The organism is Alteromonas sp. ABH4_457 (assembly GCF_056160625.1).
This window is the reverse complement of the sequence record NZ_JBSWXN010000001.1, coordinates 444,618-470,853: the sequence shown is the minus strand read 5'-3', so window position 1 is coordinate 470,853 and position 26,236 is coordinate 444,618. Positions and strand designations below refer to the sequence as shown.

26 protein-coding genes are annotated in these 26,236 nt (G+C 48.9%); 13 read left to right on the top strand and 13 right to left on the bottom strand.

Going from position 1 to position 26,236, the window contains the following annotated elements; genetic code table 11:
- Nucleotides 1-35: 35 nt before the first annotated feature.
- The gene (locus tag ACXAGR_RS01965; RefSeq protein ID WP_474847795.1) at nucleotides 36-638 is read left to right on the top strand and encodes an acyl carrier protein phosphodiesterase; all 603 of its coding nucleotides are present in this window, start codon (nucleotides 36-38) and stop codon (nucleotides 636-638) included.
- A gap of 3 nt (nucleotides 639-641) precedes the next feature.
- Here ACXAGR_RS01965 and minE read toward each other — a convergent pair whose 3' ends face one another.
- The 6 genes from minE to ACXAGR_RS01935 all read right to left on the bottom strand — a co-directional run bounded on the left by minE (nucleotide 642) and on the right by ACXAGR_RS01935 (nucleotide 6,853).
- The gene (gene minE / locus ACXAGR_RS01960) at nucleotides 642-896 is read right to left on the bottom strand and encodes a cell division topological specificity factor MinE (RefSeq protein WP_119502090.1); all 255 of its coding nucleotides are present in this window, start codon (nucleotides 894-896) and stop codon (nucleotides 642-644) included.
- A complete protein-coding gene (minD, locus tag ACXAGR_RS01955; protein ID WP_119502091.1) occupies nucleotides 896-1,705 on the bottom strand; it encodes a septum site-determining protein MinD in 810 nt (269 codons plus the stop codon). The genes minE and minD overlap by 1 nt, the downstream gene beginning before the upstream one ends.
- 30 nt (nucleotides 1,706-1,735) lie before the next feature.
- Nucleotides 1,736-2,476 (bottom strand): septum site-determining protein MinC, encoded by a 741-nt coding sequence (gene minC / locus ACXAGR_RS01950; RefSeq protein WP_119502092.1) that lies wholly within the window; start codon nucleotides 2,474-2,476, stop codon nucleotides 1,736-1,738.
- Nucleotides 2,477-2,673: 197 nt separating this feature from the next.
- Entirely contained in the window at nucleotides 2,674-4,080 is a 1,407-nt protein-coding gene (locus tag ACXAGR_RS01945) for a zincin-like metallopeptidase domain-containing protein (protein ID WP_474842747.1), read from the bottom strand.
- Between the two features lie 263 nt (nucleotides 4,081-4,343).
- Nucleotides 4,344-6,221 (bottom strand): DUF885 domain-containing protein, encoded by a 1,878-nt coding sequence (locus ACXAGR_RS01940; protein WP_474847793.1) that lies wholly within the window; start codon nucleotides 6,219-6,221, stop codon nucleotides 4,344-4,346.
- Between the two features lie 413 nt (nucleotides 6,222-6,634).
- Nucleotides 6,635-6,853 (bottom strand): hypothetical protein, encoded by a 219-nt coding sequence (locus tag ACXAGR_RS01935; protein ID WP_474842751.1) that lies wholly within the window; start codon nucleotides 6,851-6,853, stop codon nucleotides 6,635-6,637.
- A gap of 574 nt (nucleotides 6,854-7,427) precedes the next feature.
- On the opposite strand from ACXAGR_RS01935, the gene pqqA reads away from it, so the two are divergent.
- The 6 genes from pqqA to ACXAGR_RS01905 all read left to right on the top strand — a co-directional run bounded on the left by pqqA (nucleotide 7,428) and on the right by ACXAGR_RS01905 (nucleotide 11,969).
- Entirely contained in the window at nucleotides 7,428-7,499 is a 72-nt protein-coding gene (gene pqqA / locus ACXAGR_RS01930; RefSeq protein WP_083273040.1) for a pyrroloquinoline quinone precursor peptide PqqA, read from the top strand.
- A gap of 153 nt (nucleotides 7,500-7,652) precedes the next feature.
- Nucleotides 7,653-8,576 (top strand): pyrroloquinoline quinone biosynthesis protein PqqB, encoded by a 924-nt coding sequence (gene pqqB / locus ACXAGR_RS01925; protein WP_474847791.1) that lies wholly within the window; start codon nucleotides 7,653-7,655, stop codon nucleotides 8,574-8,576.
- A 15-nt stretch (nucleotides 8,577-8,591) separates the two neighbouring features.
- Nucleotides 8,592-9,347: a pyrroloquinoline-quinone synthase PqqC gene (pqqC, locus tag ACXAGR_RS01920; protein WP_474842755.1), complete on the top strand. Its 756-nt coding sequence runs from the start codon at nucleotides 8,592-8,594 to the stop codon at nucleotides 9,345-9,347.
- Nucleotides 9,344-9,610, top strand: coding sequence for a pyrroloquinoline quinone biosynthesis peptide chaperone PqqD (pqqD, locus tag ACXAGR_RS01915; protein WP_474842757.1), 267 nt, complete (start codon nucleotides 9,344-9,346; stop codon nucleotides 9,608-9,610). The genes pqqC and pqqD overlap by 4 nt, the downstream gene beginning before the upstream one ends.
- Nucleotides 9,603-10,730 (top strand): pyrroloquinoline quinone biosynthesis protein PqqE, encoded by a 1,128-nt coding sequence (pqqE, locus tag ACXAGR_RS01910; RefSeq protein ID WP_474847789.1) that lies wholly within the window; start codon nucleotides 9,603-9,605, stop codon nucleotides 10,728-10,730. The genes pqqD and pqqE overlap by 8 nt, the downstream gene beginning before the upstream one ends.
- Nucleotides 10,731-10,742: 12 nt before the next feature.
- Nucleotides 10,743-11,969, top strand: coding sequence for an insulinase family protein (locus tag ACXAGR_RS01905; RefSeq protein ID WP_474847787.1), 1,227 nt, complete (start codon nucleotides 10,743-10,745; stop codon nucleotides 11,967-11,969).
- A gap of 101 nt (nucleotides 11,970-12,070) precedes the next feature.
- Here the strand turns inward: ACXAGR_RS01905 and ACXAGR_RS01900 are convergent, their stop codons facing one another.
- Nucleotides 12,071-13,342: a sugar MFS transporter gene (locus ACXAGR_RS01900; protein ID WP_474842763.1), complete on the bottom strand. Its 1,272-nt coding sequence runs from the start codon at nucleotides 13,340-13,342 to the stop codon at nucleotides 12,071-12,073.
- A gap of 445 nt (nucleotides 13,343-13,787) precedes the next feature.
- Here ACXAGR_RS01900 and ACXAGR_RS01895 point away from each other — a divergent pair, with 445 nt between their 5' ends.
- From ACXAGR_RS01895 to ACXAGR_RS01875, 5 genes are all read left to right on the top strand, one after another.
- Nucleotides 13,788-15,689 (top strand): monovalent cation:proton antiporter-2 (CPA2) family protein, encoded by a 1,902-nt coding sequence (locus ACXAGR_RS01895; protein WP_474847785.1) that lies wholly within the window; start codon nucleotides 13,788-13,790, stop codon nucleotides 15,687-15,689.
- Nucleotides 15,690-15,835: 146 nt separating this feature from the next.
- Nucleotides 15,836-17,950 (top strand): TonB-dependent siderophore receptor, encoded by a 2,115-nt coding sequence (locus ACXAGR_RS01890; RefSeq protein WP_474847783.1) that lies wholly within the window; start codon nucleotides 15,836-15,838, stop codon nucleotides 17,948-17,950.
- Between the two features lie 104 nt (nucleotides 17,951-18,054).
- Complete coding sequence (locus tag ACXAGR_RS01885; RefSeq protein ID WP_474847781.1) at nucleotides 18,055-18,633, top strand: manganese efflux pump MntP; 579 nt, start codon at nucleotides 18,055-18,057, stop codon at nucleotides 18,631-18,633.
- Between the two features lie 14 nt (nucleotides 18,634-18,647).
- Nucleotides 18,648-19,103, top strand: coding sequence for a GNAT family N-acetyltransferase (locus ACXAGR_RS01880; protein WP_474847779.1), 456 nt, complete (start codon nucleotides 18,648-18,650; stop codon nucleotides 19,101-19,103).
- Between the two features lie 127 nt (nucleotides 19,104-19,230).
- Nucleotides 19,231-20,421 carry a cytochrome b/b6 domain-containing protein gene (locus ACXAGR_RS01875; protein ID WP_474847777.1) on the top strand — a complete coding sequence of 397 codons (1,191 nt, stop codon included), beginning with the start codon at nucleotides 19,231-19,233 and terminating at the stop codon, nucleotides 20,419-20,421.
- A 69-nt stretch (nucleotides 20,422-20,490) separates the two neighbouring features.
- Here ACXAGR_RS01875 and ACXAGR_RS01870 read toward each other — a convergent pair whose 3' ends face one another.
- The 6 genes from ACXAGR_RS01870 to ACXAGR_RS01845 form a co-directional block, all read right to left on the bottom strand.
- Nucleotides 20,491-21,507 (bottom strand): M48 family metallopeptidase, encoded by a 1,017-nt coding sequence (locus ACXAGR_RS01870; RefSeq protein WP_474847775.1) that lies wholly within the window; start codon nucleotides 21,505-21,507, stop codon nucleotides 20,491-20,493.
- A gap of 3 nt (nucleotides 21,508-21,510) precedes the next feature.
- Nucleotides 21,511-22,752, bottom strand: a complete 1,242-nt coding sequence (locus ACXAGR_RS01865; protein ID WP_474847773.1) for a YjgN family protein — start codon at nucleotides 22,750-22,752, stop codon at nucleotides 21,511-21,513.
- A 94-nt stretch (nucleotides 22,753-22,846) separates the two neighbouring features.
- The gene (locus ACXAGR_RS01860) at nucleotides 22,847-23,020 is read right to left on the bottom strand and encodes a hypothetical protein (RefSeq protein ID WP_474847771.1); all 174 of its coding nucleotides are present in this window, start codon (nucleotides 23,018-23,020) and stop codon (nucleotides 22,847-22,849) included.
- Nucleotides 23,021-23,066: 46 nt separating this feature from the next.
- Nucleotides 23,067-23,225: a hypothetical protein gene (locus ACXAGR_RS01855; protein WP_474842779.1), complete on the bottom strand. Its 159-nt coding sequence runs from the start codon at nucleotides 23,223-23,225 to the stop codon at nucleotides 23,067-23,069.
- Nucleotides 23,222-23,356 (bottom strand): class IIb bacteriocin, lactobin A/cerein 7B family, encoded by a 135-nt coding sequence (locus tag ACXAGR_RS01850; RefSeq protein ID WP_474842781.1) that lies wholly within the window; start codon nucleotides 23,354-23,356, stop codon nucleotides 23,222-23,224. The genes ACXAGR_RS01855 and ACXAGR_RS01850 overlap by 4 nt, the downstream gene beginning before the upstream one ends.
- A 155-nt stretch (nucleotides 23,357-23,511) precedes the next feature.
- Entirely contained in the window at nucleotides 23,512-25,428 is a 1,917-nt protein-coding gene (locus ACXAGR_RS01845; RefSeq protein WP_474847769.1) for a CHRD domain-containing protein, read from the bottom strand.
- Nucleotides 25,429-25,742: 314 nt separating this feature from the next.
- Between ACXAGR_RS01845 and ACXAGR_RS01840 the strand changes: the two genes are divergently transcribed.
- Nucleotides 25,743-26,222, top strand: coding sequence for a DUF411 domain-containing protein (locus ACXAGR_RS01840; RefSeq protein WP_349588277.1), 480 nt, complete (start codon nucleotides 25,743-25,745; stop codon nucleotides 26,220-26,222).
- Nucleotides 26,223-26,236: the final 14 nt, after the last annotated feature.

Genomic DNA, 26,236 nt, shown 5'->3' with positions numbered 1-26,236 from the left:
CTTAACAGGAATGGCTGTTATTCACTTCGCCTCAGATGAACTATCTCGCTCACCTTTTTCTTGCCCGTCCCACACCCGACTCATGTTTTGGCAACCTGCTGGGAGATTTTCAGAAAGGACTGGATACCACCTCACTGCCAGCTCCGGTTTATATTGCCCTGCGTAATCACATGGCCGTAGATAAATTTACTGACAGTCACCCCTGGGTCAGGGACATTAAGAAAACATTCAGCCCTGAAAGGCGGCGGTTTGCCGGTATAACCCTGGACGTGTTATTTGACCACTTTCTGATTTGCCACTGGAGGCAATTTTCACAGCAATCTTTTGACGACTTCTGCGGTGACAGATACCGCCTGCTGGGTCAGCGGAGCGGACAAATGCCACCACGCATGCAGCAGGTTACCGGCAGTATGATTAACAATCGCTGGCTGGATGTGTATGCCTCACTGGACGGTGTGAACATGGCACTGAACCGCACTGCATCCCGCATACGGTTTAAACACCGGTTTGAAAACAGTCTTGAGGAAATATTGCCGGTTTACGACACATTACTTGCAGATTTTCCGGCATTTTTTGAAGCACTCAGAAAACACATAAAAGAAAAGGGCCCAGAGGCCCTTCACTTCGATAACGTCTGAGGTTTAATTCTCAGGCAGAGTGATATTCAGTTCCAGTACACTGCAGTCGTCACTGTTTTCCAGTTGCACCGATACATCATCATCAGCAATTTGCACATATTTGCGGATAACTTGCAGAATTTCCTGCTGCATCATTGGCAGGTAATCCGGTTGAGAACGTTTACGGCGCTCATGGGCGACGATGATCTGCAAGCGTTCCTTGGCTACTGCGGCAGTGTTAGGCTTACCTTTTTTCAGCAGATAATCGAAAATACCCATTATTTACCTCCCAGCAGTCGCTTAAAGAAACCTTTCTTTTGAACGTCCAGGAAGCGGTGTTCTACCGTTTCGCCCAGCAGTCTGCGAACCGCGTCAGAATACGCCTGACCGGCATTCGATTCATCATCAAGGATGACCGGTGTACCCTGGTTAGACGCTTTCAGAACCGCCTCAGACTCCGGAATAACACCCAGCAGCGGAACGGCCAGAATTTCTTCCACGTCAGCAACACTCAACATTTCTGCGGTGGCAACACGTTGCGGGTTATAACGGGTCAGCAACAAGTGCTCTTTCACTGATTTCCCCTGTTCTGCACGCATAGATTTGCTCTGCAAAATACCCAGGATACGGTCAGAATCCCGCACTGAAGAGACTTCCGGGTTAGTTACCACGATAGCTTCATCAGCAAAATACAGTGCCATTTGCGCGCCCTGCTCAATACCAGCCGGCGAATCACAAATGATAAAGTCATAATCTTCGGATAAATCGTTAAGTACCTTCTGGACACCTTCCATTGTCAATGCATCTTTGTCTCTGGTCTGTGACGCAGGCAGGATGTACAGGTTGTCGGTACGTTTGTCTTTAATCAGTGCCTGATTCAGCGTGGCTTCTTTATTAATTACATTAACAAAGTCATACACCACACGTCGCTCGCAGCCCATGATCAGATCAAGATTCCGTAAACCCACATCGAAATCTATCACCACGGTTTTGTGTCCGGCCAGTGCCAGACCTGTAGCAATGGCGGCGCTGGACGTTGTTTTGCCAACCCCACCCTTTCCTGAAGTTACTACAATAATTTTAGCCATTTACTATTCCCCAATAGCGTCTGCACTGCGTTAGGTTAATGCTTCTATAAGAAGTGCATCTGCATCTAAATATGCCTGCGCTGGTTGCTTCCAGCACTTATTTTGTATGTTTTCCTGCATCACGAATCTGCCGGCGATAGATACCAGCTCAGCTTCCATGTTCTGGCAAAAAATTCGTGCTTCAGTATTACCTTTTACGCCCGCCAGCGCGCGACCGCGCAGGGTACCGTAGACGTGAATATTTCCGTCCGCCAGGATTTCAGCCCCTTCACTTACGGCGCCCAGTATCACCAGATCACTGCCATCCGCATACACCTGCTGTCCGGAGCGTACAGGGCGGGCAACAATTTTTGCCGGCTTAAGTACTTCTGTGGTTTTGGTGATTGTTACGGTTTCAGTGACCGGCTCAGGCGTCTGCTCCGGTTCCGGTTCGGCGGGCTTTGCTTCTGTCAGTGAACGCTCACTTAACTTACTCTGACTGATATCAGCCAGACCAAGATCGTTTATCGTCGCTTTTAACCCGTCGGTTTCACCCTTTATCGCCATCGGCTGTAGCTGATGACGGCGGCATAAAGCAACCAGCAACTCGAACTCTGTTGCCGACATTGTAGCGTTGAGATGGAGAATAAGCGAAGAACGGGTGAAAAAATGTGGCGCACTGGCAATTTTCGCCGCCAGTTGCGTGTCAAATTCATCCGGTTCGAAATGAAGGACTTCCAGTACAATACTGGTAAGCGTGGTGCCTTTCATACGAAAGCACTGTTGTGACATGAAGCGCATCCTGAATTATCGTTATTATCCCGCTGCAAGCCAGAAATGACAAGGCGGTGACAGATTGCACAACTCTATCAAATTCCCGTTCTACGGCAATACAAACTCCGGGAAAAATACGATAAACGGACAAAAAAACGCCAAAAATAGCAAATAAGTCCGTGCAACCACCATGAAGAGTGGCTGCACAGGCTATTTTAGTCTTCCTGACGGTTGTCAGGGAAGAGATAGTGACAAAGCCGGTTTGCACACTCAGATGCACTGGCTACAACCGCGAAACGCTCTTTGGAAGGCAATTCGTCCAGCCAGTTACCAATACGCTGAACACTGGTCTGGCATGGCTTTCTGTCGAGACCAAAGCGCGCTGACAAATTCGACGTGGCGACTTCTGTGACCAGTGTGGAATAGGCGTCGTACTGCACCGGGTTCAGCAAATGTCGTCCCACATCCAGCCGTTTCTGATGACCGGCCCAGCGGATCAGTAACGGTAAGATGGCCTGATACCAGGCTTCTGTGACATGCTTGGCATACAGTCCGGTTTCAGGCGGCATTTCGATATAATCTTCCTGCGGATGGAAACGGGGCTCGTCACCTTCCCTGATATCCACATTCAATCTGTCTATCCGGTTCTTCAATGTGGATAAGGGTTCAACGAATCCTTCTTCGTAGGGCATGCCTTTGTAATCCACCAGCTCACTGGCATTGTAAACCAGTGAAATACGGCGACCTTTCTGCGCAGCCCCTTCATCGCCCTCTCCCCACGACAATTCTGCCGACGGCATGGAATAGTAATGAAATACCGGTGACGGCCTCGCATCTTTGCGTAATTTAAAGCCCTGTTTTTTCCACTGAATTTTAGTGCCCCACAAATTACTGGTATAGCCGTAGGTCCGTGACGTCAGCGACAACATGACCCAGGTCAGCATGGAGTTATAAGGCACTTTTGAGCGGATATTAAAATGAGCTACCGGTTCAGGTTGTTCTATCCAGCGCAAAATACAGTCGTCATCTCTGGCGATTAAATCAGCCAGAATATCCTGATAGCGGGTTTCATCCAGATCCCAGCTGTCATTGTTTAACAGCACAACATCAGCCAGTGTCTGACAACTTCCTACCGGATGGCGCCGCAAGAAGTAATGTAAGCTCTTTGCGGAACTCACGTCTTTACGGACAATGTCCAGATCGTTGATATACACCACCCAGAAATGCAGCTCTTTCAGTAGTGTCTGCATTTCACTGCGGGTTACGCCTTCCCACTTTCCCGGTGCCTGTAAATCAAAAATTTTACTCACCGGTGTATCACTGTATGCACCCGAAATCTTTTTCAGAATGTCCTGATAAGATAAACCCAGCCATTCTTCAATGTCTGCAATCTGCTTACTTATCTCACTTAAGTTCGCCACACTGGCATCCAGACTCCGGTCATTGCCTAAAAAATGGATTGGCCGGTTACTGGTCGCCGTTTGTTCGACGAAGCGTCTGAAAGGATCACGGCCATTGTATTTCGCAGACAGCCGCAACAATGTTTTCGGACTGCTTCCCGTTGCAAGGGAACATTCCAGTTGCAACGGGTAACTGTTTCGAAACTGCGATAATGTCAACATTAGCTACATCCTTCTTTATCTTCTCTTCAGGCATTGATGCACGATGTTCCACCGGGAACGGTCGTTTTCCTGATATGGCCGGAGTGTAGCCAGACCCTTATGGGTGTTCGATATACAAAATGATAATCAGATGTAGATACTAATAAGTACGCATACCCGTTTTTTTGCGGGGAAACCGGTGATTTCCGGTGACGTTCTGAAGCGCGGAAATAAGAAAGGCCGGAACAGGTCCGGCCTCAATTAAATGCAAAGAAATGTTTTAATTAGTATTTTTTAGATTCCACCCACTTTTCAACATCTCTTTTCACCATTGCCATGGGTCGCGCACCGGGCAGTAGCACAACGTCATGAAACTCTCTAATGTCATATTTGTCACCTAGTGCATTCCTTGCTTCTTTTTCCAGTTTGACAAAGGTGAGCATGCCCAACTTATACCCAAGTGCCTGACCCGGCCACGCCATGTAACGCTCGATTTCAGGCACAACATCAGATAAAGATGTACCGGTAGTTTTATGGAAATAATCAATCGCCTGTTCTCTGGTCCAGTGCTTGTGATGCAGGCCAGTATCAACAACAAGGCGCACCGCACGGTACAATTCAGCCTGCAGACGCCCTAAATCCCCCAGCGGATCATCGTCGTACATGCCCATATACTCAGCAGCAACGTATTCAGAGTAGAGTGCCCAGCCTTCAACATACGCGTTATAAGGCGCGTTTTGACGCATCAGACCAATGTCTTCCTGCGCCATGTTCAGCGCGATCTGGAAATGGTGCCCCGGCACGGCTTCATGATAAGTCAGCGTCTTCAGGCCGAATTTCGGCACCGCTTCCATATCACGTAAGTTAATCCAGTAAATCCCGGGACGTGCGCCATCCAGGGAAGGCGGCGAGTAAAAACCGCCCGCTTCACCCGCTTCCGAAACCGGTGGAATACGGCGCACTTCGACAGCCTGCTCCGGAATAGTGCCGTAGAATGTAGGCGCTTTTGCCATCACTGCATCAATTTCATCATTCAGATAATCCAGCAGCGCACCACGCCCTTCCTCCGTGGCATCAAATACCTGACCTGGCAAGCCGGCAAGGGCAATCATCCGCTCCCCCACCGTTCCTTCACTGTAGCCATTTTCTTTCAGAATGGTGTCCATCTGCGCTGAAATCCGGTCAACTTCATCAAGACCGGTCTGATGAATTTCATCTGCCGTCCACACAGAATCGCCAAGGAAACGGATTTCATGAGCATAAAACTCATCGCCCCCCGGTTGCGCCCAGATACCGTCACTTTTACTTGCATGTGCTTCGCTCTCAAGCACCGCATCGCGGGCCCGGTTCCACGCCGGATAAACAACCGTTGTCACCAGTTCAGTTGCCTTTGCCACCAGCGCTTCACGTTGCTTATCATCAATGCCTTCTGCTTGTGTGAGCTTTTCTGCGAAGGTTTTCACCAGTTCATGATCTGCAGGTTCACTGGCGAGAAAATTATTAAAAAAAGCGATGGTCTTCGGATGCAGCTTTTTAGGTAAAACGATGCCCTTCGCTTCGTCGGCTTTAAACTTAGCCACAACGCCGTCAGCGAACTCACCCATTTTTTCCAGGCGGCTGATGTAAGCGTCTGCTTCCTGCTCATTGCTTACAGATTGCTGTACCTGCATAAGCTTTGGCATGTCGATTAACGGCCCGGAGATCTGGTTGATGATATAAGGCAGATGACCGCCCCAGGTATCAATGTAGCCTGCGGGGAAACGGGTATCACCTGTGTAGTAGTCAAAGATATTAATCAGAATATTACGGTGTGTCTGCGCCTCTGCTGTCAGCCCTGCCGGGTCAATGTCTTTAAGGGCCGCAGAACCTTCTGCCATGCTTTTTTGCAGCGCAGCCATCCCTTTTGCAGTGTAGTCTGGAAACTTATCGTTGTACGGACCACCAGCCTGCTCCGGCGTCAATGCCAGCATCGTTGACAAAGCCGGTTGTTGTGTCAGAAACGCAGTCGTGTAAGTGTTCGCCGTTTCGGACAATGCCATTTCTGCTGCTTGTTTTTGAGCAGCGGTGACGCCGGTAGTTTCGGTTGCCGGAGTCTGAGATTCATTACAACCGGCAAGCAGGCCCGCTGCCAGTAATGCTGTGTACACAGGTGTGAGTTTCATGGTTTCTCCCGTTTATAATTATTCTGTCTATTGTGACTGATCATCCTGCCACTTACCGTACAGTTGATCTCAAAGGATTATTAAGTCAGCGTAATCACGCTTTATTGTGTGTCAGATCAGGCAAAGTGACAGAGTACCCGGATAAAACTGGAAAAGAGAACAGAATTTGAAACCCGCCCTGTAAACTTTCAATATATCTCCAAGGTAATTTCAGAAATAATAAACAGTAATGAAGGCATCAGTCCGGACAAAATCAGCGTAGGATTTTTCAAATGGTATGTCTACCGGAAGGCAGGCAGCAGGAATTGTTTTGGGCTACACCATTGGACAATGAGGTACGGTAAACAGAATGTTTACCACTACGACAACCTCAAAGTCAGTCCGGTTAAGATAACCGGTTGGAGGAAAGAAAATCAGGCGATACGTAAAGCTGCCTTACTTTTTACAGGTTGAGGAAAGGGATGGCTTGAATCAAGGATCAAACGGCTGCCATCATTAAAATCATAGGCGGTAAGCGTATCAGACAGAGATTCACACCTGGCACATGTGCGGAAACAATGTAGCCAGATGTGTGATTGTTCAATACGTAACGCCTGATCGGCAAGGGTCGGACGGATAACAGGAATACTCATTTTTACTCTCCGGGTAGAATCCTATTCTTTCGTCTCACTGCCTGCGAAAGATCACATCATAGAAAAGATTTATTTACCTAATTTATTGCCACTGGACAATCCCTGTTCCGGAACTTGGGCTCCTTGTAAAATAACAAAAACCGACAGGTCAATTTTTGATCTATCTCAAGAAAGATTTCAAGAGTAATGATAGATTTTTTCAGTGATAGTTCGAGATTAATTTCTTCCCTGGATCTAACCGGAAGTTATATCAATTACAGGAGCTCACAAAAAGCAAGGGGCGAATCTTTTATTACAGACCTTTTGTAACAATGTGGGACGGCATAATGATGTGGAAAGCTATTTGCCTGATGCTATAGTTGATACATACAGTCAGGTTGCCCCGTGAAAAAACTGCTTTGCCAATACAGCCAACGGCACGGTTAAAGCATGAGAGCAAGGTGTCAACGCCTTCCTCCCAAAGTAGCAGTCAGCATCAGGGAACTAGTGCCAAAGTAGGATTTTTTTCCCAAAAGTCGTTTTCTATAATGATTGCGAATGTTAAATCATCGTTAATAAAAACAGGAGCCGCCCCATGTGGACTAAGCCTCAATATACTGAAATGCGTTTAGGTTTTGAAGTTACTCTGTACATCAAAAACCGTTAACAGCCCTGCAAAGGCTGGCTGTTGATATCAGTAGCAGGTCTTTGGTGTGGTGCCGGTGACATTCAGCGTTGCTGACTGACACCCTGATGAAAGGTTGCCACTGGCAGCCTTTTTTATTCCTCTTATATAACGCTAAGACGGTAGAGGTGAAGTATGCAAATTCTCGTTTTAGGTTCCGGTGCAGGTGGTGGGTTTCCCCAGTGGAATTGTCACTGCAAAAACTGCAAAGGGCTACGGCAAAACTCAATTAATGCGTCTGCCCGCACGCAGTCAAGCATAGCGGTTTCTTCCAACGGCACAGACTGGGTGCTGATCAATGCGTCGCCAGACCTGCGCCAGCAGATTAATCAAACACCTCAACTGTGGCCGGCGGACCCGGGGCAGCAGCGTGGCACATCTATCCGTTCTATTGTGCTTACCGACAGTCAGATTGATCACACAACCGGATTACTGACGCTGCGGGAAGGATTGCCGCTGCCGGTATATTGTACTGACGTGGTCTATGAAGATTTAACCGGTGCATTTCCTCTTTTCACCATGCTTAAACACTGGCACGGCGGGCTTCATCGCCACGGAATTGATACAGAGTACGACAGTGCTTTTACACCTGAAGGTGCTGATGGTCTTCGTTTTCATCCTGTCGTACTGGCTTCAAATGCGCCGCCGTATTCCTCATACAGAGATAACATTGTGCCGGGCAACAATATCGGCCTGCATATTGAAGATACCCGTTCCGGCAAATCGGTTTTCTATGCTCCCGGCTGTGTTCAGGCAAATCCGCTGGTAGAGAGTATGTTGGATAAAGCGGATTGTGTGTTGTTTGACGGCACGTTATGGCTTGACGATGAAATGATTAAAAACGGATTCAGTAACCGTCTGGGAACGCAGATGGGCCATATGCCGGTAAATGGTGAAGACGGTGCAGTTGCCCTGCTGAACAGGTTCAACATAGAGCGCAAGGTACTTATCCATATTAATAATACAAATCCGGTACTGGATGAAGACTCATCTGCTCACCAATACCTCGAAGACAATCATATTGAGCTTGCTTACGATGGCATGCACATTACGCTTTAACGCTGAGGACTGACAATGACAGCACAGCCGTGGTCAAAACAAGAATTCGAACAAAAACTTCGCGCTAAAGGCGAGTACTATCATATTTATCACCCCTTCCACATAGCTATGAATAAGGGGGAATGTACCAAAGAGCAGATTCAGGGCTGGGTAGCTAACCGGTTTTATTATCAGGTGTGCATTCCGGTTAAAGACGCAGCCATTCTGGCTAATTGTCCGGACATGACCACACGCAGAAAGTGGATCCAGCGGATCCTTGACCACGACGGTGAAGACGGTGACCCGCGCTTAGGTGGCATCGAAGCCTGGCTGAGGCTGGGTGAAGCTGTGGGCCTTAACCGTGACGATATGTTGTCTGAAAAATACCTGTTGCCCGGGGTTAAGTTTGCTGTGGGTGCATACGTGAATTTTGCCCGCCGTGCGACCTGGGAAGAAGCAGCCTGCTCTTCACTCACAGAAATGTTCGCTCCCGAAATACACCAGAGTCGTCTGGATAGCTGGCCAGGTCACTATCCGTGGATTGATAAGGAAGGCTTCACCTATTTTCAGATGAGATTAAGTCAGGCCAGACGGGACGTTGAACACGGTTTACAAATCACGCTGGACCATTTTGTCACCCGCGAACAACAGCAAAAAGCATTGAATATCCTGCAGTTCAAACTGGACGTTCTGTGGTCGATGGCAGATGCTATCAGCCTGGCTTACGAGTACGGCCGTAAACCCTACACGGGGATCGGCGACCAGTCACTTTGTCACAAGGGGTTACTATGACACGCATCCCGAAGCGCAACCGGTTGTATAAACTGCAATTTGAAAAAGCGCAGAATTGCTACGTCCTGCTGTTCCCTGAAGGCATGGTGAAACTGAACCCCAGTGCTTCAGAGATCCTGTTGCAGGTAGACGGTGAACAATCTGTTGGCGATATCATTACTGCACTAAAAGCAAAGTTTCCGGAAGCCCCGGAAGATATCGGTGACGATATCACCGCGTTTTTAAGCGATGCCGAAAGCAAAGACTGGATCCATTATGTCTGATGAAACGAATACGCCGGCCGCCGGTCCGCCGCTGTGGTTACTGGCAGAGATCACCTATGCCTGTCCCCTGCACTGTGCTTACTGTTCAAACCCCTTAAACCTGACAGCAAAAGAAGAGGAAATTGATCTTTCCCACTGGCTGCGGGTGCTGACAGAAGCCCGTGAAATAGGAGCCGTGCAACTGGGTTTCTCAGGCGGTGAACCCTTATTACGTAAAGATTTGGAGCAAATGGTCAGCCATGCGTCCGAACTGGGTTTCTATACAAATTTAATTACCTCCGGTATAGGCATGACAGAAAAGCGTATTGCCGCTTTAAAAGAGGCCGGACTCGATCATATTCAACTGAGTTTTCAGGCTGCGAATGCAGAAGACAACGACCTTATCGGTAACCGCAGGCATTCATTTGCGCAGAAACTGGAAGTAGCCAGGCTCATCAAGCAATACGACTATCCCATGGTCCTCAATTTCTGTCTGACAGCCCAGAATATCCATCAGATTGATGACGTGCTGACCCTGGCCTGTGAGTTGAATGCGGATTTTGTCGAACTGGCAACCGTACAGTATTACGGCTGGGCTTACGTAAACCGCGATCAGTTATTGCCCTCAAAAGCGACGCTGGAAGAAGCGGAAGTAAAGGTTAATGCTTTCCGCGAAAAGCAGAACGGTAAAGGGCCTAAATTCATTTTTGTGTCACCGGACTACTACGAGGACCGTCCGAAAGCCTGTATGAACGGCTGGGGTTCAACCTTTCTCACCGTCACCCCGGATGGCTCAGCACTGCCCTGTCACAGCGCGAAAATTCTGCCGATGACGTTCCCGAATGTGAAGGAGAAATCCCTCAACGAAATCTGGTATTCGGACTTTTCCTTCAACAAATTCCGCGGCACAGACTGGCTGCCCTCCCCTTGCCGCGACTGTGATGAAAAAGAAAAAGATTTCGGAGGCTGTCGCTGTCAGGCTTATATGCTCACCGGCGATATGCATCAGGCCGACCCGGTCTGCAGTAAGTCGCCCCATCATCACACCATCGAAGCCGCGATTGAGAAAGCGGCACGTAACGAAGACAAAGCGGTGATCTTGCGGGATCCGAAAAACAAAATTGATATTGTGACTGTATGAGCAGGTGACGGAATGTCTCCCTCACCTGCCACCGTCATCCAAAAATGTTCCGGCCCCGCGGCTCCGTTTACCGGCGTGTTTGCACTGCCAACGCCGGTGAATGATGCTTCCGGCGTGGCTCACGTGTGTGAGCATCTGGTTTTCAGGCGCTCTTTGCATTTCCCCGAAGCCCATAATTTATTCGCCGCGCTGGCTTTACTCCCCCTTCGTATCAATGCCTCAACGCAGGAAGAGATGACATTTTACTTTGTCGAAACGGACCATGAGGCATTGTTTCATCACGCCCTGTCGTTTCTGTATTCAGGCTTACTCAACCAGCAATATTCAGATGACGATATGTTGCGGGAAAAAAACGGCGTTATCTTTCAGGAGTTGGACTTTTACGAGCAACAACCTACCTACCGGCAACATGTGGCATCGCTGCTGGAGGAAGGGAAATACAGTGAGGCTTTTACCGGCGGTTTCAGCGGCACAGTGCCGCAGCTAACGATGGAAGCCGTCAGGCAGTTCAAAAGCAGATATTACCGGCCGGACAATATCACACTGCTTGTCAATAATGGCGACACCGGCAACATCGCTGACAAACTTAACTCCGTCGCTGAGGATTATGGCTACAGTATTTCTTGCCAGCTCAAGCCGGAATCCTTAAGTGTACCCTCAGAAATTACGTCTGATAACGGTGATTCTGACAAGCACTCAGAAGAAGTTAAACGACTTACCGGCTATTACAAAGCCACATTAAGGGCACAGGATAATGTCTCTGTTAATACCGCAAAATCATCAGCCATAGCGTTCGCTGACCTGACGAAAAAACCGGATTTGGAGACACTGTTCCGTGGAGGAAAGCCCGCCCTTTTACCACCACTGACCTCAGATGAGACAGCTTCCCTGGTCACCACGGTATTATCACCTCATCAGACATTTTATCAGAGCACGGCGAACGACTATCCGCCCCTGCCCCGTTACGTGCTGGCGCAGTGGCCATTGTTAGTGAGTTTTGAGCAAATAAAAGCAGCGAACAATGACTGGTACATCGCTTTTCCGTTCTGCGACAGCCGAAAAGCAACACTGGATAAACTATTAATGCAGTCCGCGTTCTGGTCTCCCAGGATAAGCGGGCATTGCTATGCCATGGGAACCGGCCGGGCCGGCGACATGCTGGTTTGCTATTTTATCAACGACAGACTGGCAGATAGCAGAATGGAATATTGCCACTGGCTGATTACAGCCCTGAAGTAGACAGGGGCGGGAATTTTTCTGATAATGGACTGAGACAAAAAAGGCAGGGAATTAACCTGCCTTATTTCGTTATGTGCCAATGCTGTTATGCGTCGATGCGCTCAGGAAGCAGCAAGCTCTGCGTCCGGTGCATTCTTTTGCTGTTTCGAGCCAACCGATGCGAACCAGGCAATATACAGGTAACAGAACACTGGTACGATGAACGCCAGTTGCACACCCATACCATCTGCCATCACTCCCTGTAAAAGGGGAACCAGTGCGCCGCCTACAATAGCCAGACACAGCAGGCCGGATGCCTGAGAGGTATGTTGTCCCATGCCTTTCAGTGACAAACTGAAAATAGTCGGGAACATGATAGAGTTAAACAGACCCACCAGCAGAATTGCCCATACCGCAACCTGACCGGATGTCATCATCGCCGTAATGATAAGCACCATGGCGATAACCGCATTTCCTGTCAGCACTTTGTGTGCACTGACCCGCAGCATCACATAACTGCCGACAAACCGGCCAACCATGGCACCACCCCAGTAATAAGCGACGTACGCAGAGGCTGTTTCTTCGCTCATGCCACCAATATGGCTCTCACCGAGGAAATTCACCAGGAAGCTGCCGATTGCCACTTCACCGCCGACATACAGGAAAATACCCAGTACACCGAACAGTAAATGAGGATATTGTTTCAGTTGCGCAAAAGAGAGCGGCTTCACCGGTTTTTCCTGAGATGCAATCACCGGCAACGAGGTTTTCGATACGATCACCGCCAGCAAAATCAGAAACGCCGCAATGCCGATGTAAGGAATTTGTACCGCTTCAGCGTGGGCTTCTGCAGTGGCGTTCGCTGCCAGACCGAAGATAAGCAAGCCGCCAAACAAAGGTGCCACAGTGGTGCCCAGTGAATTAAATGCCTGTGTCAGGTTTAACCGGGTTTCAGCTGTCGACGACGGACCCAGCGCCACCACGTAAGGGTTTGCTGCAACCTGCAACAACGTGATGCCGGAAGCCAGCACAAACAGTGCCGCGAGGAAGAATACGTACTGAGCAGTGGCTGCTGCAGGATAGAAAAGACCAGCGCCTACAGCGGTGATCAACAAGCCGGTTACCATGCCCTTCTTGTAGCCAATGCGTCCCACAATGCGTCCTGCAGGAATTGAGCAAATAAAATAAGCGCCGAAAAAGCAAAACTGAATCAACATGGCCTGGGTGTAGCTCAGATCGAACTGCATCCGCAAATGCGGGATCAAAATGTCATTCAGACACGTAATGAATCCCCAGATGAAGAAGATGCTTGTCATTACTGATAAAGCAAACTTCGGTGTTGATGTGCTATTCGACTGAACGTTGTCTGATTGAGGTAAAGGCGAACCAGCCATAATGTACTCTCTTTTTGATATTGTTCGTTGTTGTTGCGTGTAGCGATAAGCGGTCAGCGCACGCCGCTGAGCGTTATCAGTCAGATACTTTTCCCTGCCCGAACAATATGCGTTTGCCTGGTTGAGCAAATCTTTTGTAGGGTGTTGTTCTGGTTCATAGCGGGGCGCAAAGTGCCTAAATACTCAGTGAAATGACATCGAATGTCAAACAATGAATTCACAATTTGTTAACTGCCCTAACAAAAAACATAATTGCATATCACTGAATATCAGATATAGCCAAAATTTATAGGATTTCCTCTGCCGGTACATTGCCCGCTGTGCCCGATAGCGACATAATCAGACTGTGGTTGCTCCCTGCCGTTTTCATCAGATTACCGGCACAGCCAGCCGGTCTCAGCACACTATTTTTCCCCATTTTCTGTTTAAGGACGACACTTACGCCATGACAGGGTATTTTCTGCAAGCTTTCATCTATCTGGTTGCTGCGGTCATCGCAGTGCCGCTTGCCAAACGTTCAGGGCTGGGTTCTGTGCTCGGATATCTGGTGGCCGGGGTGGCCATCGGGCCGGTGCTCGGACTGGTAGGAGATGAAACCACAACGATTCAGCATTTTGCCGAGTTCGGCGTGGTCATGATGCTGTTCCTTGTAGGGCTGGAACTGGAACCCAAATCATTATGGGCAATGAAAACCCGGCTGATAGGACTGGGCGGATTACAATTGCTGCTCACCACAGTTCTCATTACCCTCCTGGCGCAGGCTCTTGGACAAACCCTGTCGGTGTCGCTCACCATCGGCCTGATATTTTCACTGTCTTCCACCGCCATTGTATTGCAAACCTTTCAGGAAAAAGGATTACAACAAACTGAGGGCGGTAAAAGCGCTTTTTCGGTTTTGCTGTTTCAGGATATCGCCGTTATTCCCATGCTGGCACTGATACCGCTCCTCGCGCTGCCCGAATTAGCTTCTCAGCATACAGACAGCGGCAGCCACGGGAACAATTTTAGTCTGGTGGAGGGCTTACCAGCCTGGCTGTACGCCATTGTAATTATTGCATCTGTGGCTGTTGTAACCGTTGGCGGTCACTATCTCAGCAGGCCATTATTCAAATTCGTGGCCTCGTCAGGCTTACGGGAAATTTTCACCGCAACCGCTCTCATGCTGATGGTAGGTATTGCCGCGCTGATGAGCCTGGTGGGATTATCTCCCGCATTAGGGGCCTTCCTGGCCGGTGTTGTGCTGGCCAACAGTGAGTTCCGTCATGAACTGGAAGCGAATGTTGAACCCTTTAAAGGGCTGCTCCTCGGGTTGTTTTTTATCACTGTCGGCGCCGGTATTAACGTAGACATTCTCACTGACAATGCACTGATCATACTTGGCCTTACCCTCACCGTCATGCTGGTGAAATCGCTGGTACTGTTTGTCGTCACCCTGTTTTTTAAACTCAAAGCGGCAAACCGCTGGTTGTTTGCCCTCAGTCTCGCTCAGGCCGGTGAATTTGGCTTTGTGCTGCTGAGTTTCTCTGGTCAGAACGCTGTATTGCCGGCGGGACTGATTGAAATATTGTCACTGGTCGTTGCTTTCTCCATGTTCCTGACCCCGGGGTTGTTCATTCTTTTCGACAAAGTCATTATGCCCCTGTACACCGGACGCAGTAACCGCAGAAAACCAGACGAGATAAAAGAAAAAGGCACGGTGATCATTGCCGGGATCGGTCGCTTCGGACAAATCGTTAACCGCCTGCTGTTAGCCAATAACATTAAAACCGTCGTACTGGATATCCGCTCTGAACAGATTGATAACATGCGCCGTATCGGCACTCAGGCCTATTTCGGAGACGCATCCAAACCCGATATGCTGCACACAGCGGGCATCGAACACGCTTCGATGCTGGTTATTGCCATCAATGATAAAGAAAGCAGCATCGACATGGTGAAATATATCAAGCATGCCTATCCCCGCGTTAAGGTATTATCCCGCGCCTTTGACCGCGGGCACGGCTACAGACTCCGGCAGGCAGGTGTCGATTTTGTGGTGTCAGAAACCTACCATTCAGCGCTGGAAATGGGGGCTGAAGCGCTCCGGTCATTAGGCATTCACCCTATTCAGGCGAAGAAACAGGTTGCGGCTTACAAGGCTATTGAAGCGAAGCAAAGTGATACGCTCTACGCGGCCTGGTTAGACGATGCCAGTGGCGAGCGCATAGACAACAATTTTATAAAGCTGTTTATCCAGCTCGAAACGTTAATTCAGGAAGCCCTGAAGGAAGCAGAAAAAGAGGCCACACCTCACATTCATCATCAGGAAACGGTGGTAAACAGTGCGGAAGACTCAAAGAATGAATAAGCTGCCGGTCTGTATGAGTGGCGTTCAATTTCTGCATATTATGAAGTTCAGTTAAATCAACTTTTCATAGAAAAGCTTGCAATTAACTTGAGAATGAGAATAATTATCAGTTCTTAAGATATCTTAACTTTCAGGCTTTTCTTTTCATGCAATATCAACCCCTCTCCCTGGCTGTCGCAGCTGCGCTGACGACAATGTCTGTCTGTGCGCAGGACCAGCAAGATGTAGAACAAATCGAAGTAAAAGGTCGTGCACAGCAATTCTATCTGGACAGCCATACCCGCCTTGGAACAAAGACCGACGCAGATATTATGGAAATTCCGTTGTCGGTGCAGGTGTTAACCCGCCAGCTCATTCAGGATCAGGCCGCACGCGACATCACGGATATGTACCGCTCTATTGCCGGGGTTAGTGAATTCAGTTACTCCGGCGTGACATTCCGTGGCTTCAGGGACGACGGTAATGTGTTTTATGATGGCGTCCGCGGCGATCCTTTCTCCGGCTTCAGTGTGCCTCAGCTTTTTAACGTGGAACGTGTTGAAGTGCTGAAAGGGCCGGCGGCTTCCCTGTATGGCGGCGGCGAGCCGGGCGGTATGATTAACTACGTCAGCCGGAAACCGTCTTTTGAAGAAAAGAAAAATATCACCCTGACAGGCGGTAATTTCTCACTGGCCGGTGCATCAGCTGACTTTACCGGTGCGGTTTCTGACACCGCGGCGTACCGTTTAGGCGGATTCTATGAAAGCCAGGACAGCTTCAGAAATAACGCTGATTCAGAAAATATTGAGCTGGCCGGCGGCATGACTTTCCTGACAGGACAGGATACCACCCTGACCACAACCTTCGATTACATCGTGCAGAACTTGGGCGGCAACCGCCTGCGCGGTGTACCCGTGGATGACGACGGGAATTTCATTGTTGATCGCAGCTACAACGCAAACGAGAAAGGCGATTATCAGGATCTCGAAGCGCTGGTTTTACAGGCAAACCTCACCCACAACTTCACAGACAGTCTGTCGATTAACGGCACACTGCGTTATCTGGATAACGAGCGTGAGCAGGCCTATCATGAATCCAGAAGCTGGGTGGATGCCAACGGCGACGATGAAGCCAATATTGATGATCAAATTATCCGTCGCGAATACCGTAAACAGTACAGAGCAAATGATGAAATCAGCCTGACACTGGACTTCGTGTATGATTTCGACACCGGTGAAACCGCACACCAGTTCTTATTTGGTGGTGACTTCCACAATATGGAAACAGAATACGACTACTTCCGTGCCCGTTATGAAGCGGACGGCGTTGCCAACCTGAATATCTTCACCCTGAATTACGGCATTACCGACCCTTCAACATATGATCTCACAGACATGAACCGTGACGGCAATAAACGTCAGCGAATGAGTGCCTACATTCAGGACAAGATCCAGTTTTCACCTTCATGGGCCCTTCTTGTAGGTGCCAGACTTGATCATTTCGATGAAGAAAATAAAGAAACGCTGGCGGAATATTCTGACAGTGATATATCGCCCCGCGCCGGCCTTATCTACACGCCTTCTGACAACACTACCGTCTACCTGAACTATTCGCAGAGTTTCAACCCTGTGGATCCCAACGACTTCGCGGAAGCCGGCCCTGTTCAACTTTCTCCGGAAACCGGCGAACAGGTGGAACTGGGCCTCAAGCAAAGCTGGCTGGATAACCGCATCATGACAACCGTTGCCGTTTATCAAATCGACAAAGAAAACCTTGTGATTGCCAATCCGGACTACATCGAAGGTGAAAATGATGCCACAGAGCCGGCGCTGATTAATTTCGGACTGGTGAAAAGCGAGGGGGCTGAGTTCACGCTGGTCGGTGATATAACCAATACCATAAGCGTGACTGCCAACTATGCCTATAACGATACGCGGATTGCATCAGGTGAGACCGCCAACACTTATGACGGTACCCGCCTGGCCAATACGCCCCGCCATCAGGCAGGACTCTGGACACGCTATGCTATCGACAGTATTGATTCTTCCGTGGCATTCGGGGTTGATTACGTCAGTGAACAACGAAGCCTGGACGGTCAGAAAGTGAAACCTTACACCGTGTTTGATGCCAGCTGGACAACGTCGTGGGATGATCTGCTGTTAAGCGTAAACGTGCGGAACCTGTTTGATAAAGTCTACGCAGTCAGCGGATTCAGCGAACGTAATGGCCACTTCCCCGGCGAGCCAAGGGAGATAGTTGTACAGCTCAGCTACGACTTCTGATGACAAACTAATCCTGTAAAGCCCGTTGCCGGTCGCTTTACAGGATTACTTCACCGCTCCCGTACGGTAATATGCCCGCCAATTCACACCACCGCAGTTAAACCGTGCCGTTTTTTAATCTTTTACTCATCGCTTTTGCGATGTCTACCGATGCTTTTGCCGCCTCTCTCAGTAAAGGCAGTCAATTGCAGTCACCGCGCTTCATCAATGCTTTAAAGCTGGGCCTGCTGTTTGGCGTTATCGAAGGGATCACACCTGTCATCGGCTGGTTAATTGGTTCCGCCGGCGCAGAATACATTGAGCAGTACGATCACTGGATAGCATTCGGCTTGCTGGTGCTGTTAGGCGCACACATGATTTACGCGTCTTTTATTGGTGATGAAGAAGATAGTCCCGGCGAAGCAGTACCGGCTCAGAAACAATCCTTTATGGTTTATACGCTTACCGCATTCGGCACCAGTATCGATGCCATGACAGTCGGTGTAAGTTTCGCCTTTCTGGATGTCAATATTGCACTCGCTGCGTTGATGATAGGCCTGGCCACCTGCCTGATGGTAACCATCGGGGCACTGCTTGGACATAAACTGAGCCACATCGTGGGCGAAAAAGCTGAAGCCGTGGGCGGGATTGTGCTGATTGGCATCGGCAGCTGGATTTTGTATTCTCATTTATCTGCAATTTAAACAGAGACAGTAGCATGCACATTCAGTACGACAACCTGCAAGGCAACGACATTATTGCACTGCTGGAAGAGCACCTTGCAGATATGTTCGCGACATCACCGGCAGAAAGCGTGCATGCTCTGGATTTGAACGCGCTGAAAGCGCCGGACATCCATTTTTTCTCGGCCAGAAAAGACGGCAAATTGATGGGCTGTGTTGCTGTAAAGCAGCACAGCGATGCTGTAGCAGAACTCAAATCCATGCGCACTACCAGAGCGGCCCGGGGAACCGGCGCCGGATATGCCTTGCTCCTTCACGCCATCTCCTTTTGTCGCGAAAAGGGATTTACCACCCTCAGTCTGGAAACGGGCACCCAGCCTTACTTCGAAGCCGCAAGAAAACTCTACTACCGCAATGGTTTTAAAGACTGCGGACCTTTTGCATCTTATCAGCCCGATCCGAACAGTCATTTTATGACACTGGCGCTTTGAAACTACCGGACTGCCATTGAATTCGATAAATCAGGTTAAATTGTTCTCAAAATAGAGATGCCTTGCAGTCGCAGGTTTGCCGGAACGTCTGTAATCTAATTGCAATTTCAAACCGGATTTATCAACCATGAATACCATTTCAAAACCTTATAATCTGGTTGCCCGCATGCTGCACTGGGCAATTGCACTATTAATATTCTGGGCAATCGCTCTTGGCCTGGTTGCTGAGGGAATGCCAAACTCTCCGGATAAAATTGAACTGTTTGTGCTGCATAAGTCTGCGGGATTTACAGTCCTTATACTGGCTGTTGTGCGCTTGTTCTGGCGCTTGGCGCATCCTCCCGCCCCGCCCGGGCTTCCTCCCCTGAAGGAAAAGCTGGCGTCAGCCGGTCACTGGGGGCTGTACCTGCTCATGCTGGCGGTTCCGTTGAGTGGCTGGCTGTTAAATTCCACTGCGGGCTATCCTTTTGCCTGGTTTAATTTAATTTCAGTTCCTCATATTCCGGGACTGGATAACGGAAGCCGTGACTTCTTCTCGTCTTTGCATGAGTATTTGTTTTATATTATCGCACTGATGGTAGCAGGTCATATTGCCATGCTGGTTCTGCATAAGCTGCTGGATGGGATCAGCCTGTTACCGCGAATGTTACCCGGCAAGTCGCTTGTCAGTGCAGGTGCGCTGTCTTTAGTACTTGTTGTATTAATAGGCTTTACCTTCTATAAGGCTGAAGAAACATCCCCGGACGCCTCAGATGTGCCGGTTGCATCCCAGCTTCCGACGATCCCTGCAGCACAACAGAAAGTGAATCAGTCTGACAGCACGCGATGGGAAATGGTCGCAACGCCTGATAATTTTAAATTTACCAACAGCTACGCAGGCCAACCTTTTACCGGCGCAATCCGTCAGTTTACGCCGGCAATCTATTTCGACCCTGCAGATCCTGCTAACGGGATCATTGACGTCACAATCAACACCCAAAGCATTACGACTAACAACAAAGATTGGGATGGCACCATTAAAGGTAGTCAATGGTTCGCAACTGAAGCCCACCCTGAGGCGCACTATCTGAGTCGCGATATCAGAAAAGAAAATGGTAAATTTATTGCTGACGGCGAACTCACCTTAAAGGGAATGACAAAACCAATTTCTGTGACGTTCAGCTGGCAGGAAAGTAACGGTGAGGCGAGGTTCATTGGCTCTGCGACCATCGACAGACGGGATTTTGAAATCGGCAGCGGCAGTTGGGCTACAAATGCCAGCGTTGCTTATGAGGTTGAACTGGCCATCGATTTGAAATTGATGAAACAGACGAACTGAGACGCTTCAAATAGCGGAGGTCAGAATGAGTACTCTCTCATTCTGGCCTCCGGCTAAAAGTCTGCGCGGTTATTGATTAAACGCCCTCGCCTTTTCAATCCGCTCCTTCATAACCGGATGTGTTGACAACCAGTTCTCTACGGTTTCACTGGCCTCAGGCAATGATTCACTCAGTTTTTCCATCGCTCTGGCGAAATCTTCCGGATTGCGGCCGGTGACGGAAAGCTGATGTAACGCAAAATCATCGGCTGCACGTTCGTGAGCCTGCGAGAACTTATTATGCAGCACGGTGGAACCGACACCGAAGAAAGCTTCAATAGCACCGGTGAGATCGCCGAAAAAGTAAGAAACCGCCAATGTCGTAAATAACGATTCGGCAATCATCTGCATGGAGTGATTCTGCTCAACGTGACCCACTTCGTGGAGCAAAATGGCATCGAGTATTGCTAAATCCTCCCCGGCAAGGGCGATCATGTCATCAGTATAAACAATGGTGCCATCGGGTAAGGCAAATGCGTTTGGCCCGGTAAAAGAGGATTTACGGAACTGAATATTAAAGTATTCATGATTAACACGGATATCGTTGATCACTTTATGAAAATGAGCCTGTAACGATGATTGTTGCGTAACCGGCAAGCCGCTTGGCTCCAGGATGGTGGCATCCATGGCACTCAGCGTGTGTTGTGAGGCAACAAACTTTGCTTCTTGCGGGATCACATCAGCAAATCGCACCGCTATCCAGGGCATGATAAAAGCAAAGACCAGATACAATAAAACCGGCACCATCACGACACTGGCAATTACCCAGTGTCGTTTTGATTCCAGTTTATTGATGGCGTCTCCGCCCTTTCCATCCAGCCAGGCATCCAGAGGCGCTGAACTGTCGCACACCAGTAATACATTACCGGGCAAGGTGATTTCACGGGGAAGGCGACCCAATTTAGGTTTGCAGGTCACCTCACTACGCAGATACGTTTGCTCACCATTGCCTTCAAAGCTGCCGACAATCAGTGCTTCACCGTTCACATCACAGTCAACCTGGTATGCCGCAGCGCCGGCACGGGGATACAACTGTCCTTTTGCCACAATTTACCCCAGAGCAATATCCACATCGAACAATCCGGCAGCTTCTTCACCCGCCGCACCAACATCACTGGTGTAGCCTTCCATGACCTTATCGACATCAGACAGTATCGCTACCTGCGTACGCTCTGCATAGAAATTAGCGGTGCGGACTTTGGTCCACGGGAAGGCAAAGCCCAGTGTGAAAATGATGGCCAGAATGTTCGTGCCGCGCAGGCTGATAAGCTCACCCACCCCCACGTCTGATGAGAATCTCGCAATACCGTCAAGCTCTGTAACCGCAAAAAGATGATTCCGGATGCGTGCTGAATAAAAGCCTGACGCAATCACATAGGCCAGAAAATACATAGCAAATGTGCCGAAAGTGAATACCAGAGAACCCGATGAAGAAAACTCTTCACCTGATGAAGTGGAAAACATAGCCACTGCCATAAAGATCCCGCCAATCAGGAAAATACCAAACGCGATTGCGCCGGCGGCGATCCCTGTGCCGAAATATTCACCGGTATTTAAACGGGTTTTAAATGACTTATCGCCGTAACCGGATGATTCCAGCAAGAACTGGTCTATCTTTTTCAGGGCCAGTGGCAATATGAGATAAAGAGTAAATAAACTGGCTACCGGCCAAAGTACAAAGACAACAAACGCCCGGCCGAAACGACCTTTAAAATTAAAGCGGACATTGCGGTAAGACGTCATACGCATTTTGAAACGGTAACTGAGAATCACCAGTACAGGTGTTAGCAAACCCAGAGAAATGGCCACGATGACGCCGGCAAGCGGATTAAAGTAACTGGCAAGGAAATAGCCGCCAAAAAGTACCACGGCGATGGCGCGCCCCTTGAGGATTTGCAGGGGTTCAGCCAGGTAAGCAAAACGGTGACCGTCTATGTCGGTATTGCCGTAAAAATAACGGTTAGTTCTTACCTTTGCCCAGGCAGAATAAATACCCAGCGTTGCAATGGTAAGAGCCAGATTAACGATCCAGATTGAGAAAAACTCGCCTGTTGTGCCATGAAATTTTACAGGCACTGTGCGTAGCGGTTGAACAGCCTTCCCGGCATCATCCTGACCTGACAGGTTGATACCTGCAGCCGGTTCCGGAGAAGACATGCTGGCAGATTCCCTGGCGGCAATCAGTTGATCGAGCATCCGGGCTCTGTCAGGCCAGGCTTGTTCGTCTATGGTTGAACGTGCTTCTTTAAGCTCAGACAAGGTATAGCCTGAATAATCGATTTCATTTTCCATATGCACTCTTTTTTATATTTTTGTCCATTTTGTGACGACATATCACGTTTAAGAACATACTGAAAACACTGTCATTCAGCAAGTATGAAACCTCTTACTTTGCCTTTGAGACGAGCCTGCTGAGACTCGCCAGAATCAAAAATAGCAACCCCGTCTGAAAATGCTCTATAAACAAATCGCGACTGTCATAAACAAACCTTTCCCAAACCGCCTGAGCGAAGAAAAGGCCTGCGCCGGTGTAATACGCCACATCTAAAAGTCTGTTCATTACTGGAATTCCGGAAAAAGAAAGGCTACCGGAGTAGCCTCATATTTTAATAGCGATACCAGTGGTTCTGATTGGTATTACCGTATTGCGCGTAAATGGCATCGTTAGCGTTCGCTACTGTGCCAAAAAAAGCGCCCAGGTCGTAAAACAAACCGGCACCGGAAATGCTGTTAATTTCTTCAGTGCTTAACTCTGCCATTCTCATGCTTTGTTCCTCGCATCAGAGTATCCCTGCCAAAAATCATACCCGGCATCTGCAATGGCAATAGCCGTTGCAATGTGTGCCCAGATCCCTCCGGCCACCTGATTAACTTGATTTTCAGTTAACTCTTTCATAGTTGATTCCTTTCTGTGAATGATTCCAATTGAATCGGGAACATCCTAACAAATCGCTATTCGCTGAAAACTGTACTTAATGCCTGAAGTTTCCCGTAAAAAGAAAGGCCAGCTTTAAAAGCTGGCCTGTTTTAACGTTTTACATTCCGGATCGGTTATTCAATTTGTCCGCGTAATTCACCGTCGGGGTTGGCCGGTGTGTGGATATTCACGTAATGACCGCCTGAAATCAGGACATCATAGATATCCATATCGATCATCGTATCTGCAGGGGTCATCCACATGCCCATGTCGTCCGCAGACTGCTCCAGACCAACCAGTACATCGCCATTTTCACCGGCTGCGCCTGTATGAATATGCGCTGCCGTCGCGTCATCAACACCTTCCGTGTTAACGACTACCTCCAGTGCATAAGTCATTGAATTTACCAGCGCATAACCATTACCCGTTGCCGTTGTGGTAACAGCGGGCACCTGCTGATCGCCGCTCAGAGGGAAGGTAACCACCATGTAATCAGACGTTATGATCTGACCACGGATTTCACCGCCCATGTTTGCAGGCGTATGCACATTGACGTAGTGACCACCCGAGGCCAGTACTTCAAGGATGTCAGCATCGATCATGGTATTTTCCGGTGTCATCCACATACCCATATCGTCAGCCGATTGCTCAAGGGCCACCAGTACATCTCCGTTCATGCCGATTCGGCCGGTATGAATATGAGCACCTGTCGCATCATCAACCCCTTCAGTATCGATAACCAGCTCAAGAGCATAAGTAGACGTATTTACCAGCGCATAACCGTGACCCATTGCCATGGTATCAACAGCAGGCACTTCCTGCTCACCGTCCAGCATAAAGGTCGCAATCGCATACTCGTTTGTGAGGATCTGACCACGCAGTTCACCTCCGCCGTTAGCAGGTGTATGCACATTTACATAGTGACCACCGGATGCCAGTACGCCAAATATATCAGCATCAATCATCGTCCCTTCCGGCGCCATCCAGGTACCAGCGTCACCGGCTGATTGCTCCAGTGCAACAAGCACGTCACCATTCATGCCGACTCTGCCGGTGTGGATATGTGCCATGGTTGCGTCATCAACGCCTTCTGTGACTACCGTCAGTTCCAGTGCATAGTCATCAGTGTTCACCAGCGCATAACCGCTACCATAAGCTTCGGTAGTGACCGCCGGTACTTCCTGCGCACCGGAGAGCATAAATGTAGAGAGGGCGAAATTATCTGTCAGGATTTGTCCGCGAATTTCACCGCCGGGGAAATCGGGAGAATGAACATTGACATAGTGGCCGCCGGAGACAAGCACCGCCAGTGTGTCTTCGTCAATCATTGTGCCATCTGGTGTCATCCACATCGTCATGTCGTCCATGGACTGTTCCAGTGCAACCAGAACATCACCATTCATGCCTGCACGGCCTGTATGAATATGTGCAGCACTGGCATTGTCCAAATCTTCTGTGTAAATCACTAAATCAAGGTCGTAGGTCGCTGTCGATACCAGCGCGTAGCCGTAACCGTCAGCCATGGTCGATACCGCAGGCACCTCCTGGGTACCGTCCAGCATAAACGTCACGATGGCCATGTCATCTGAAACAATCTGACCGCGAACCTCGCCATCCCCGAAACTTTCAGTGTGCACATTGATGTACCAGTCACCGTCTTCCAGGTCAGCAATCAAGTCGCTTGTGATACTGGTTTCGGCCAGCGTGTATGTACCGTCTGATGTCATCTCCAGCCCGAATGCCACATCACCGTTACGACCTATATCGCCGTCATGAATGTGAACAGCTGACACACCTTCAACACCGCTTACGTCCACCGTCGCCCGCAGAAGCATAAGCTCTTCATCAACTTCGACGGTGGCCATCGCCATTTGCGTCGACATGTTCATAGGGACTTGCTGCATACCATTGAGTTCAACATCGTAGGTGGCAGATGCTGAGAAAGTGGGCTCTTCCGGTTCGACAACAACAACCTCATCATCATCGTCATCACTGGAGCATGCACTTAATGCAACTGCCGCTCCGATTACTGCTAACTTATAAAATTTCATGTTTCTCTCCGCCGGTGAAAAAATAATTAACACTGTTTTAACGGAGTGTGCACAACTTGGTTCATTTATGCTGCTAAATAAAGTCAATTATCGGATTAATATTTATTAATAGTTTCATAACTCACTGAAATTGCTCCAGTAGTCAGGCGCGGGTCGAATTACTCGTGAAATCCGGGGGGATCACCTCATAGCAAAACTCGATATTTAAGCTATGGGAAATGTTTGCGTGTGATCAGCTGAATCCTGCGTGTGTATTGACGTACAGGGAATAAATAGGTTTAGATAGCCAAAACTGAACAACCGGAAGACTCCTAATGAACATAAAAATAGCACTCACAGCACTCTTGCTGATTTTGCCGGCAACTTTACCCGCGACGGCAGAAACTGTTGATCCGGAAGCGGCAAAAATGGATGTGTATAAAAGCCCGACTTGCGGCTGTTGTAAAAAGTGGATTTCTCACATAGAAAAAGCGGGTTTTGCAGTCAATCCTGTGGACCATTCAGATTTATATACACTGAAAATGAATGCAGGCATCCAGCCTGAATACCAGTCGTGTCACACCGGCATTATTGACGGATACGTGTTTGAAGGTCATGTACCTGCCAAATTTATCGAACAGTTTCTGGAACAGCCGGTAGAGAATGCCATCGGGCTCTCGGTTCCTGCCATGCCCGTTGGTACGCCGGGTATGGAAATGGGCGACCGCTTTATGCCTTACGATGTTTTAGTGTTGATGAAAGACGGCTCAGACCGGGTGTATGCCAGCATCAAAGGTTACAACGAACAGTTCTGATCAAAATCTAAAAT